This is a genomic window from Nocardioides sp. InS609-2 (genome assembly GCF_023208195.1).
In the GTDB taxonomy this organism is placed as follows: Bacteria; Actinomycetota; Actinomycetes; order Propionibacteriales; family Nocardioidaceae; genus Nocardioides.
In genome coordinates, this window is sequence record NZ_CP060034.1 from 2,852,550 (window position 1) to 2,864,707 (window position 12,158).

Sequence of the window (12,158 nt, forward strand, 5' to 3'; positions counted from 1 at the left end):
CCTATATGCCTCGGATGCTCTCGCGGTCGCTGAGCAGCGGACCCCACACGCGCCAGGCGTAGTGACCCAGCCGATGCGTCGGCCCGCCTGACGTCTCGTCGGCCCGCAGCGGCGTCGTCAGCATGGAGTACGCCGTGTGCTCGCCGAACGCGCGAACGTGCCACGCGTCGGAGTCCTCCTTCGGGAAGCCGGTCTCGTCGAAGCGCGGTGTAGTCCACTCGCGCGCGGCCTTGCCGTCGGGGTCGGCGTCACGCCCGGCCGCTGCGTAGACGTGGTCGGTGGCGTAGGCCAGGGACGTCTTCACCGGCAGTGGCAGCGGCTCGCACAGGCCGCGTTCGTAGACGTCGACCAGCTCGCGCAGCCACGCCCGTGCCTCGTGGTCGGCGAGCGGCTTGATCATCGCGATCTGGCCGCCGGAGCGGTGCTTGCCGATCGTGTGGGCGGTCCAGTTCTCGTCGGGGTGGCCGGCGGCCAGCGCCAGCGCGTCGATCCAGGCCGCGAGGCGCTGCTTGGCGCCGAGGTTGGAGTAGCTCACCGCCACCAGGTTGTTGCCGAAGACATTGCCGACCGTGCCGGTGAGCCGCCGGTCGCCCAGGTCGATGTCGACGTCGAGCGACCGCGCCGGACCGGTGCGCAGCGCCTGCCCCTGCGTCACGAGGGGGCGGACCTTCTGCACGACGTTGGTGAGAACGCCGGCGCCCAGGTCGCCCGGCGGCAGCAACCCGCGCAGCTGCTCGGCGGTCATGCCGGCCTGCGGGTCGGCACCGGCGAGCACGTCGGTGACCAGCCGGTCGCCGACGGCCCACTGCTCGAGGTTGTCGAGCTCGATCGGGATGGCGTCCTTGGCCTCGTCGGCGTCGTACGGCGTGGAGACCCGCAGCCGGCTGCGGAAGAACGCCTTCACCGGGTGGCGGTAGAAGTCGTGCAGGTCGGCCAGCGACACGTCGCTCGCCAGTGGCGCCGGTGGCAGCGGCTCGGGCACCAGCTCACGCACCTCGGTGCGGGTGCCGCGCGCGGCCTCGGCGCCCGCGAGCGCGGCCCGGTCGAAGGTGAAGGGCAGGGTGCCGACCAGCCCGGCCGGCACGAGGTTGATCTCGTCGAACGGCTGGAGCGGGTGCCGCACCAGGGCCCGGTCGCGAACCGGCTCGGCGGCGGTGCGGTCGAGGGCGTCGAGCAGCTCGCCGAGGGGTACGGCGGGCGGTCGCTCGGCGCCGTTGTGCTCGCCCCGGCCGGCGTAGGTCACCACGAGCGTCTCGGTGGCGGCGCCGATGGCGTCGAGGAGCAGCTGGCGGTCCTCGGAGCGGAGGTCGCGCTCGCCGGTGCGCGGCCGGCGAGCCAGCACGTCGTCACCGTCGACGGACGCGATGCGCGGGAAGACCCCGTCGTCGAGGCCCACCAGGCAGACGACCCGGTGCGGCACCGACCGCATCGGCACCATCGTGCAGACCGTGAGCGTGCCGGTACGGAAGTTGGACCGGGTCGGCCGGCCGCGAAGGCGGTGTCGCAGCAGCGCCCGCACATCGGCATGCCGCAAGGTCGTGGTGTCGCCCTGCGCGCTGGCGGAGATGCGCGCCAGCTCGCGGTCGAACTGGGCCAGCTGCCAGCCCTCGTCGGTAGCCACCGACGTCAGCTCGTGCACGCCGCTGGCCAGCGCGTCGGTCCACTCCTCGACGGTGCCTGCCTCGCCCGCACGGAGGAGGAACCGGTGCAGGCGGTCGACGAACTCGGCGAACCGGCCGGCCAGCTCGAGCTGGCCGTCACCCACGTCGTCGATCGGCAGGGTCGCGGCGACGTATCGGTGGCCGGAGCCGGACATCGCCGCCCCCAGCAGCACCCGGCGGATGCCGGCGACCCACGTGTTGTCGTCGAGCGTGAGCCCGAAGTCGCCACGGTGCGCCGCGTCGTACCCCCATCGGATGCCGGCCTCGACGACCCATTTGCCGATGCGTTCGAGCTCGTCGTCGCCCCAGCCGAAGCGCAGCCGCACCTCGTCGGCGCCGGCCAGGTCGAGCACCTGGGTGGCGGTGAGTCGCCCGCCCGCCAGGTCGACCATCGCGGCCGCGACGCCGAGCAGCCCGTTGGTGGCACCGAGCGAGCGGTCGGCCAGCCGCACCCGCAGCTGGTGGGCCGGGTGCCCGGCGCCCTCACCCGCGACGTCGGACAGGCCGAACCCGGCCGAGATCAGCGGCGCGTAGCTCTCGATGTCGGGGCACATCACCAAGATGTCGCGCGGCTCGAGGGTCGGGTCGTCCTGCAGGAGTCCGACGAGCACCTCGCGGAGTACGTCGACCTGCCTGGCCGCCCCGTGGCACGCATGCACCTGCACCGACCGGTCGTCGGCCGCGAGCAGCCGCGTCGCCCGGACCTCGGGCGGCGGCGCGAGGTTGCCGCGGAGGTCGGTCTGCAGCCAGCCCAGCAGCGACGCGGGCGTGGCCGGAGAAGGCGCAGCCCCGGCGTCCTCGACCTTGACCTCACCCAGCGTGCGCCGGAGCTCGCGGGAGTCGCGACCCAGCGACGCCAGCAGTGGATGGTGCACCTGCGCCGCCGACTCGTCGTCGGACCGCGCCACCGGACCCTCCGCAGCCGCGGAGGACAACGCGTCCCACAACGGGGCGGACGGCTGGGGCAGCCAGAGGTGTACGTCGCGCAGCGTGCCCAGCGCCGCCAGCAGCTGCACCTCGGTGGCCGGCAGCCGGGTGTGGCCGAACAGCGAAAGCCGGGGCGGCAGGTCGAGATCGGCGCCACCGGCACGGAGCCGCTCGAGGGTGGTGGCGTGCCGCACGTCGGGCGGCGCGGCCTCGACCCGGTCGACCAGCCGGCGCCACAGCTCGGCCTGCCAGCTCAGGTCGTCGTCGAGCGCACCACCGGAGCCGTCGGTCGCCCGACCCTCGCGCCAGTCGGTGACCAGCCGCGGCCGCTGCACGGCGTACGACGCGAAGAGTCCGGCCAGCCGTCGGGCCACGGAGTAACGGCGGGACCGGCGCTGGTCGTCGGCGTCGCCGTGACCCAGGTGCGCCGAGAGTGCTTCGAAGCCGGGCTCGCCGAGAGCCGCGTCGATGACCTCGAGCAGCGGCCACGCGAGCCGGTCGGGCTCCCACGGGTCCTCGGAGTCCTTGTCGAGCAGCATCGCCACCAGCGAGTGCGGAGTCACGAACGAGACCCCTGCGCACACCCCGTCACCGCCGCGCGTCCCGGTGCCGAGCCGGTGGGAGAGCCGCTGAGTCAGCCAGCGCTCGACGCCCTTGGCCGGCACCACGACCACCTCATGGGCGAAGGGGTCGGCGAGCGGGCCGGCGAGCAGCTCCGCGAGCCCGTCGGCCAGCAGGTCGGTCCGCTCGGCGCGGTGGAGGTGCAGGGCCATCGGCCACACCCTAGGCGTGGGCACCGACACAGCCCGGGAACGACAGCACCCCCGTCCGAGAGGAACGGGGGTGAGGTCGAGTGCTGGCTACTTGTTGAAGATGCTCACGCCTCCGGGGCCGACGAGCAGGCCGACGACGATGAGGACAATGCCGAGCAGCATCTGCCCGCGCACGAGGGTGACGATGCCAGCGATGACGAGGATGACGGCGATGATCCACAAAAGGGTAAGCACTGTTTGATCTCTCTTCCTTCTAGTCCGGCGCTGCCCTGTGGGCGCGACCGGCGGAGCCATCCACCCTCACACGTTTACGCGCGCGGTGTAAATCACCGTTAGGGACGAAGGTTCCGTCAAGTCTTGCTACCGACGCGTAACCCTGCGTTTGCAGGCTCGTTGAGCCTTTTCCACGACGAGCGCTGACCCGCGCGCCCGCTCGCAGGGAGGGAGCACAACGTGACACGACGGATGAGGGTCCGCGGAGCAGCGGCAGTCGCCACGGCGGCGGGCCTGATGGTCCTGGCCGCCGCGCCGGGCAGTGCGGCGACGTCGGTCGCAGACGGTACGGCGAGTGCCGTGATCGTCACGGTTGGCGGCTCGCCCACCGACTCCGGCACCTACACGGTGACCAACGACGGCTCGGCGCAGAGTGCCTCCGGCACCAATCAGCCGATGATCACGGCGCTGGGCGGCCAGTCGCTCCTGTCCGCGGGCGTGCTGGCGCAGGACTCCACCACGTCGGTCACCGACGGCAAGGGCCAGGTCGCCTCCTGCGCGGGCATCGCCGGCCAAGGCGCGAGCGTGGTCGCGGCGGGTCATGGCTCCTGCCTCACCGGTGGCCAGACCCTGCGGCTCTCCGCCGCGACGCTCGACCTCAGCAAGCTCACGCTCGTCGAGGGCACGGTCCTCCAGGGCCTCGACCAGCAGCTCGCGACGGCCCTCCAGCCGGTGTTGGGACAGGTGCTTCCCGCGCTGAGCCAGGGGCTGCAGCAGGGCCTCCAGGCCATCGGCAGCCCCGGCCTGTACGTCGACCTCGGAGCCGTGCAGAGCCACTGCGTCGCCAACCCCGGTTCCGCCAGCGCCGACGCCTCGCTGGCCGGCGCCGGCGTGTACGTCGAGATGATGGGCCAGCGCGTCGACCTGCTCGCGCTCCCCGCCGACCCGGAGCCCAACACCAACGTCGCCACCGGGCTCGACAAGGTCTCGGCCATGGTCCGCACGACCCTGCGCACCCAGCTCACCCAGTCGCTCCAGGGCGCGCTCGGTCCGCTGGCTGCCGCTGTCGACCAGGCCGCGGTGATCGACAACGTGCTCGCCAACGTCAGCGCCCAGCTCGGTCCGCTCGACCAGAACCTGCTCAGCGCCACCCTCAACCGGCAGAGCTCGTCCGGCCCGGGCAACATCGCAGTCGAGGCACTCGATCTCCAGGTCCTGCCCGGTGCCGCTCAGTTCGGGGTCGAGGCCCTGCGCGTGCAGCTGGGTCGCAGCTCCTGCTCCGCCGGTACGGCGCAGGTCGTCGCCTCGGCGCCGGTGAACCAGCCGCCCGAGAAGAAGAACAAGAACGGCCTACCGGCCGTGCCGACCGCCGTACCCGGTGGTCTCCCGCACGCTCCCGCCCAGGACGGCACCGACTGGCCCGTCGTCGCGCTGGCCGGGATGCTGCTGGTCGGGGCACTGGCCGCGGGCACCCGTCGCCATGGCTGACCGGCTCGGCGGCCTGTTCCGCGGACTCGTCGCCGCGGCGGTCGTGGCCGGACTGCTCGGGCTGGTGCTGGTCGACCGCGACGACACCGAGCGGTCGGCGTACCGCTCGCTGCCGGCTTCTGCTCCGGTGCGGCTCGAGATCCCGTCCATCGGAGTGGACGCTCCGGTCGTGCCGATCGAGGTTGACTCGGACGCGGTGCTCGACCCGCCGGGGGACCCGGTGCAGGTCGGCTGGTGGAAGCGCAGCGCCCAGCCCGGCGCGCGCGGCGGCCAGACGGTCATCGCCGGTCACACGGTGCACACCGGTGGCGGCTCGCTCGACCACGTGCGCTCGCTCCGGAAGGGCCAGACGGTCGACCTCGCGACCCATCGCGGCACCATGCGCTACCGCGTGCGGAGCGTGCAGGTCTACGACCAGCCCGAGCTCGCCGACCATGCCGACGAGCTCTTCGGCCAGGGTGCCGGGGACGGCCGGCTGGTCATCGTGTCGTGCACCGACTGGAATGGCTCGTCGTACGACAACAACGTCGTCGTGCTCGCGCAGCCGCTCGGCCAGCCGCGCAACAAGGGCGAGAGCAAGGGCGCCCAGCAGGCTGCCGGCCGCTGACGCCGGTCAGCCTGCCGGAGCCAGCTCGGACTTCTTGCCGGCGAACGCGAAGAAGAGCAGGTCGGTCATCTCGAAGGTGCCCGGCCGTGGGCCGAACGTCGGCACGAACGTCGGGTCGCGGACGATCGAGAACCGGCTGCCCTCCATCGCGCGGTGGAAGGTCTCGGCGACGATCCGGCCGCCGACATCCTTGAGCTTTCCGCCGTTGAGCTCGGCCTCGCGCAGGATGTAGAACCATAGCGGCGTCCGGCCGGCGAGGGTGTCCTTCTCGGCCGGGGTGAGGTGGTCGAGCTTGGCTCCGCCGCTCCCGTTGAGGATCTGCGCGCGGGTGAGCACGGTGACGTTGACGCCCTTGCTCTTTAGCCTTGTGACCATCTGCTGGCCAGTCGCGAGCTTCACCATGTTGCCGCGCACCAGGTTGCGGAACGCGAGGTTGCGCGGCATCGGCGGCACGCTCTCGTCGCCGCCGAAGGTGCTGGGCGGCAGTGACGCGAGCGGGTCGGTGAGCCGGGTGTCGATGCGCATCGCACGGTTGACGCCGCTCGAGGGCGCCGACAGGCCGGGCTTGCCGCCCGCCGGGAAGTCGTACATCCGGCGCCAGTCGGCGATCCAGCTGCTCAGCAGCCGCTTCTCGCCGCCGAGGTTGCCGCCGACCGCGGAGAACAGGAACATCCAGTCCAGGGTGCCGAACGTGCCGGCGAACTTGGAGTTCCAGTTGTAGTCGCTGCGGATCATGCTGTGCCCGAGCCGGAACGCCGCCACCGAGAACTCGATCGGCATCGTCGGCACGTCGGTCGGTGCGGCGTCGGGCTCCACCAGCTTGCGTCCGTTGTCGAACACGTCGTTGAGGATCGACGGCTGCACGATGCGCGGCAGGTAGTCGTTGCGCAGCATCCACTGGTAGTGCAGCGTCACCTGCTTGCGCGCCCTGTTGAACCGCTGCGGCGTCGGCAGCGTGGTGGACGTCTTGTCGGCCACCTTGTTGTGGAACGTGATCATCGCGAGGTGCGTCTGGGCGACGATCAGGTTCTCGTCGTTGCGGGGGTCGGGGATCAGCGCCTTGCGCTTCGCCTTGGCGTTTGCGCCGGTGCCCGCGCGGGGAAGGTCGTGGCCGGCCTTCGCGCCGACGTTCTCCGCCGGGATCGTGGTGCCGGTCTTGAGGTGCAGCCCGTCGGCGTCGTAGAAGATCGCGGACTGCGCGTTGCCCGGCCCGGCGCCGTACAGGGAGTCGAGGTCGAGGCGCGGTGACCGGCCCTGCAGCAGGTCGGTCGGCGACACGTCCTCGCCGAGCATCACGTCGGTGCGGTCCATCGTCAGGTCGTGGTCGACGAACTGGCCGAGGTAGGTGTAGCCGGCGGGAATGTTGCCGGCCCCGCCCCCGCCCACGACCATCGCGTTGGCCAGCTTCTTGGTGATCGTGGCGTTGAGCGGAGTGCCCTTCGGCCCAACCCTGGAAAACCTGAACGGCGGCGCTGCGTCGGCCGCCAATGCCCTGGGTGCCGGGGCGGTCGGTGTGTCCGACTCACTGACCGGGTCCTCCTCCGCACCCGTCCGGCCGCCCACCTGCGTGCTGAGCAGCCCCTCACCTTCGATGAAGAAGGTCTCTGATCCGTGCAACATGTGCCGGTTGCCGGCGTGCCCGTCTGCCATCTTCGCCTCCCAACGAACAACGAAACGAGTCAACGGTACTGAGGTCGGGGCTCGGCGACCAGGCCCAACCGCGGCGTACCGGGCTCAGCCCTGCACGATCAGGACGACCCCGGAGACCAGGGCGAAGGCCAGCACGATTCCGCGCAGCATCGGCCCCTCGACCCGGTGGTGCGTGGTCTGGCTCAACCAGGCGCCGATCAGCAGGGCTGGCATCAGGGCAGCGGCGATGAGGAGCTGGTGCAGGCTGACCCGTCCGGCGCCGGCGAGGAGCGCCAGCGAGAGGATCTCGCCGACCAGGAAGCACGCCGCCATGGTCGAGCGCAGGGTGGCCGCCGGGTGGTGCTGGTAGACCAGCGCCAGCGGTGGGCCGCCGATCCCGGTCGCGGTCTCAGTGACCCCGGTCAGCACGCCTGCACTGATCAGGGCCGGACTTCCGGGGCGGAACGGCGAGATGAGCAGGGTTGCGAGCACGGCCAGCACGGTCGACCCGCCGATGAGCAGGTTGAGACCGTCTCCCGGCACCGCGATCAGGACCCAGAGCCCGACGACGGCGCCGAAGACACGGCCTACCGTGATCCAGCCGACGCCGCTCCAGTCGAGCGCATGCCGTTCCCGATGGAGGACGTACACGTTTAACGGGATCATCAGCACGAGCACGATGACAGGCAGCCACAGCGGCTCGATGAATCCGACCACCGGCGCGAGGATGAGGGCGAAGCCCAGCCCCGTGGTGCCCTGGGCAAAGGCGCCTACAAGCGTCGTCAGGGCGATCACTGCGAAGAGTTCAGCGGTCACGTCCTACCCCCTCCCGAAATGCGCAGCGGGCCGAACCCGAAGGGGGCCGGCCCACTATTTCAGACTAGTCCGTTACCGCTGCTTCGGCTTCACCCACTCGTCGCGCCCGTTGATCTTGCACCTTGTCGGGCTGCGCGCCCGGTCGGCGCCTGGATCGAGGAGAAGCCTCCATGGTTGGCCGACGCAGCCGCTGCTCCTACGGCAACATCACCGGTCGCCACTACTCGGTGCCGCGAGCTCAGCGGCTCGTACCGTCGCGTCACCGCCAACGACGAGACCGCCACGTCCGCAGAAACCAGGTCAAGAAGAAGATCGCGGCTGACCTGCCGTCGCAGGCGGAGGCGACCTCAACGCCCAGACGGAGGTAAGGACCGTGGCCGAGGTCTGGGTGAACGAGATCGCGCAGCGCCAGGAGCATGCGTCCCAGGCCATCGAGATCCATCGCGACATCGTGTGGCGCATCATCTAGCCGGGCATCCGGGAGCTGCGGCTGGGCGAACTGACCGTCGGCACGCTCGACCGGTCCCTCAAGGCGGAAGCCGAACGCGGCTTCTCCTGCGGTCGGCACGCCCCGGGTCGTCCTCGCCCAGATCCTCGACCTCGCCGTACGCCACGGCGCGATGCCGCGGAACCCCGTCCGCTCTGCCGCACCGCTCCGCCGCTCCCTGGACCACCACCAGATGGGCAGCTCGCTCAGGTCTTCGAGGTCATGCTGGGTACCTCGGCGCGTCTGGGCGAAGCGCTCGCGATCCGGCGCTGCGACGTCGATCTGGACGCCGAGCAACAGCCGACGGTCACGATCACCGCGACGATCATCTACGCCCGCGGTGAGGACTCCCTCCGGCAGCCCCACTCGAAACACTCGACGTACTGGCGCACCCTCACCAGCCCCAGCTTCACGGACGCCACCCTGCGAGAGCGGCTGGCCACGAACGCCGAGCTCGACCCCAGCCACACCATGTTCCACACCAATCAGGGCACCCCGCTGAGCCCGGCAGATGTACGTCGCCACACCTGGCGGTGCGCGGTGGACCCTGAGCGGTCATCGGACCCTCGCCGCCAATGGGCCGGAGATGAACGCTTTGTCTGCAGCCAGTCGTACGGCACCCGCCAGCGTCGCTTCGGCCCCGTCGATGCGGGTGATGGTGAGCGATGCGGTGGTTGCCGGCAGGCAGGAGGCGTAGACGGTGGAGCGCAGGGCTGCCATGAAGGTCGGCAGCGTGCTTACCGGCCCGGCCAGCACCAACTCGGTGGGATTGAAGAAGCTGATGACGGTGCTCAGCACCCCGCCGATGCGTTCCCCGGCCTCACGGACGAGCCCGGTGGCGAGCGGGTGACCATCGTGGACCATGCGGATGAGGTCGTCCATGGTGGTGGCGTCCCCCCCGGCGGCGCCGAGGGCCCGCAGTAGCGCGGAGCCGCTGGCTATCACGTCGAGGCACGCTGTACGACCGCACGAGCACGGTACCTCGGGAGCTCCGGCAACGATGGTGTGGCTGACGTCGCCCGCCATCCCGGAAGCGCCACGATAGAGCCGCCCCTCCACCAGGACACCGCAGCCAATACCGGTGTCCACTGTGACCACCACGGTGTGACCCGAGCCCGAGCGGCACAAGTGATCACCCACGGCAACCAGATTGGCGTCGTTCTCCACCAAGGTCGGCACGCCGAAGAGTTCTTGACCCAGGGAGGCGACGTCGACGGCGTTCCAGCCGGGCATCCGAGCAGGGGCGATCACTTGGTCGAGCGCCGGGCCGACGGGGCCAGGTACGCCGACGCACACCGCGTGCAACCGGGGATACTCGCGTCGCTCGGTGAGCTCCGGCCCGCCATTCTCGCCGGCAGCAAGGAGTTCACTGACAACCGCCGCGACCGCTGTCAGCACCGCGAGCGGACCTCGGTCGATGGAAATCGCAATCTCGCTGGTGGTGAGCACGTCGCCCGATAGGTCCGCGACGACGATGCGAGCAGCGTCGTGCCGCAGGTCCACGGCGGCGACCGTGCCAAGGCGCGGTTGCAGAGTCAGGAGCCGAGGCCGCCGACCGGCTCGGGCGCTGCTGTCGGAGTGCTCGACGACGAGGCCGCGGCGCACCAGGGCGTCGACGCGAGAAGACGCGGTCGAGGCGGACATGGAGAGCAGCCGGGCGACGTCGGCGCGCGAGGCTGCAGCCCCGCTGCGTACGAGGTCGAGCACCTGGGCGTGGGGGCTATCCATTGCACATTACTCCAAAATCGTAAATTGAAACTCTATTCTCGCAAATAAAAAGCTGCAGTAAGTTCGCTGCCACGCTAACGTCTTTCGCGCAGGAGGTCACCATGTCCGATCAGAGCCCGATGCTCGATCTGGCTCATGTCGACAAGCATTTTGGCGACCTCCACGTGCTCCGCGACGTCAGCCTGCGGGTGGGGCAGCAGGAGGTCGTGGTCGTGGTCGGCCCGTCCGGCTCGGGGAAGTCGACCCTGTGCCGCACAATCAACGGCCTGGAGACGATTGACTCGGGCACCATCTCCATCGCCGGTGTGCCGCTACCGGTCGAGGGTCGCCCGCTTGCTCGCGTCCGCGCCGACGTCGGCATGGTCTTCCAGTCGTTCAACCTCTTCACCCACCTCTCGGTGCTGGACAACGTCCTGCTTGCCCCGACGATGGTGCGCGGTACCAAGAAGCCGGCGGCGAGGGCGGTAGCGATGACGCTGCTGGAAAGGGTCGGCCTCGCCGACAAAGCCGGATGTCGCCCGGCGCAGCTCTCCGGCGGTCAGCAGCAGCGCGTGGCCATCGCCAGGGCCCTGGCCATGCACCCGAAACTCATGCTCTTCGACGAGCCCACCTCGGCCTTGGACCCCGAGATGATCAACGAGGTTCTGGACGTCATGACCGACCTGGCCCGCGACGGGATGACGATGGTCGTGGTGACCCACGAGATGGGGTTCGCCCGCCGGGCCGCCGACCGCGTCGTGTTCATGGACCGGGGCCGCATCGTCGAGGAGTCCACGCCCGACCACTTCTTCACCAATGCCCGCACCGAACGCGCGCGCGCGTTCCTCGACTCGGTGATGTCCCACTGACCATGCACCAACGTGAAAGGAACGATCATGTCTAGAACACAACGTTGGAGGCGCCTCGGCGCTGCCCTCGGTGCCGCCACCGCCGTGAGCCTCGCGCTGGCGGGCTGCGGCTCGGACAACGAGGCCGACTCCTCGGCCGGGGAGCTCAGCGGCATCTTCGCCGACGCACCCGTCGCCGACGACGCCGCCATCGGTGAGGGCACCACGATGGCCGCCATCAAGGAGAGGGGGGAACTTGTCGTAGCCGCGGCGCTCGACGCCCCGCTGCTCTCCCAGCAGGACCCGACCAATCCAGACGACGTCGAGGGCTTCGACATCACCCTTGCCAAGTTGCTGGCCACCTACATCCTGGGCGAGCCCAACGTAAAGATCGTGCCGCCCGCCTCGGAGACCCGAGAGGCGCTCCTGCAGAACGGCACCGTCGACGTCGTGTTCAACACCTACACGATCACCGAGGAGCGCGCCGAGCAGATCTCCTTCGCCGGGCCCTACTTCATGTCCGGTCTCGCAGTCGCAGTCGCAGTGCCGGCCGGCGAGGAGGACATCACCGGGATTGACGACCTCGACGGGCGGAAGGTCATCGTCGGTGCCAACACTCCCGCGGTCGAGGCTGTGCCCGAGCACGCGACCGGCGCCGAGCTGGTCACCTTCGCCACCGACCCGCAGGCGGTGCAAGCCCTGCTCCAGGGCCGCGGAGACGCCTACGTGCAGGACTACCTGCTCCTGGCCACCAACGCCGCGTCCAACTCCGACCTGAAGGTCGCGGGGGAGCCGTTCACCGAGGAGCCCTACGGCATCGGCCTGCCGCCGGACGACGCCGACTTCAAAGCGTTTGTCAACGACTGGCTGCTCGAGATCCAGGAGGGCGGCCAGTGGGCTCAGGCCTTCGAGGACTCGATCGGCACCGCCGTGGGTAGCGCAGCTCCGACCCCACCAGCCATCGGCTCGGTCCCGGGCTCCTGAGAGAAGCGCCGGCAGAGG

At 70.4% G+C, this 12,158-nt stretch carries 9 protein-coding genes; 4 read left to right on the forward strand and 5 right to left on the reverse strand.

Going from position 1 to position 12,158, the window contains the following annotated elements; all coding sequences use genetic code 11:
- Position 1: 1 nt before the first annotated feature.
- Together recC and H4Q84_RS14780 are read right to left on the reverse strand one after the other, a co-directional pair.
- A complete protein-coding gene (gene recC / locus H4Q84_RS14775; RefSeq protein ID WP_248579853.1) occupies positions 2-3,361 on the reverse strand; it encodes an exodeoxyribonuclease V subunit gamma in 3,360 nt (1,119 codons plus the stop codon).
- Positions 3,362-3,448: 87 nt separating this feature from the next.
- Positions 3,449-3,595, reverse strand: coding sequence for a GPGG-motif small membrane protein (locus H4Q84_RS14780; RefSeq protein WP_248579854.1), 147 nt, complete (start codon positions 3,593-3,595; stop codon positions 3,449-3,451).
- A gap of 219 nt (positions 3,596-3,814) precedes the next feature.
- Here H4Q84_RS14780 and H4Q84_RS14785 point away from each other — a divergent pair, with 219 nt between their 5' ends.
- Positions 3,815-5,062 carry a hypothetical protein gene (locus tag H4Q84_RS14785; RefSeq protein WP_248579855.1) on the forward strand — a complete coding sequence of 416 codons (1,248 nt, stop codon included), beginning with the start codon at positions 3,815-3,817 and terminating at the stop codon, positions 5,060-5,062.
- Positions 5,055-5,669 (forward strand): class F sortase, encoded by a 615-nt coding sequence (locus tag H4Q84_RS14790; protein ID WP_248579856.1) that lies wholly within the window; start codon positions 5,055-5,057, stop codon positions 5,667-5,669. The genes H4Q84_RS14785 and H4Q84_RS14790 overlap by 8 nt, the downstream gene beginning before the upstream one ends.
- Positions 5,670-5,675: 6 nt before the next feature.
- On the opposite strand, the gene H4Q84_RS14795 is transcribed toward H4Q84_RS14790, so the two are convergent.
- From H4Q84_RS14795 to H4Q84_RS14805, 3 genes are all read right to left on the reverse strand, one after another.
- Positions 5,676-7,319, reverse strand: coding sequence for a heme peroxidase family protein (locus tag H4Q84_RS14795; protein WP_248579857.1), 1,644 nt, complete (start codon positions 7,317-7,319; stop codon positions 5,676-5,678).
- Positions 7,320-7,403: 84 nt separating this feature from the next.
- Positions 7,404-8,114 carry a sulfite exporter TauE/SafE family protein gene (locus H4Q84_RS14800; protein ID WP_248579858.1) on the reverse strand — a complete coding sequence of 237 codons (711 nt, stop codon included), beginning with the start codon at positions 8,112-8,114 and terminating at the stop codon, positions 7,404-7,406.
- 1,042 nt (positions 8,115-9,156) lie between these two features.
- The gene (locus H4Q84_RS14805; protein WP_248579859.1) at positions 9,157-10,104 is read right to left on the reverse strand and encodes an ROK family protein; all 948 of its coding nucleotides are present in this window, start codon (positions 10,102-10,104) and stop codon (positions 9,157-9,159) included.
- Positions 10,105-10,430: 326 nt separating this feature from the next.
- Here H4Q84_RS14805 and H4Q84_RS14810 point away from each other — a divergent pair, with 326 nt between their 5' ends.
- The gene (locus H4Q84_RS14810) at positions 10,431-11,177 is read left to right on the forward strand and encodes an amino acid ABC transporter ATP-binding protein (RefSeq protein ID WP_282580248.1); all 747 of its coding nucleotides are present in this window, start codon (positions 10,431-10,433) and stop codon (positions 11,175-11,177) included.
- A 27-nt stretch (positions 11,178-11,204) separates the two neighbouring features.
- The gene (locus H4Q84_RS14815) at positions 11,205-12,140 is read left to right on the forward strand and encodes a glutamate ABC transporter substrate-binding protein (RefSeq protein ID WP_248579860.1); all 936 of its coding nucleotides are present in this window, start codon (positions 11,205-11,207) and stop codon (positions 12,138-12,140) included.
- Positions 12,141-12,158: the final 18 nt, after the last annotated feature.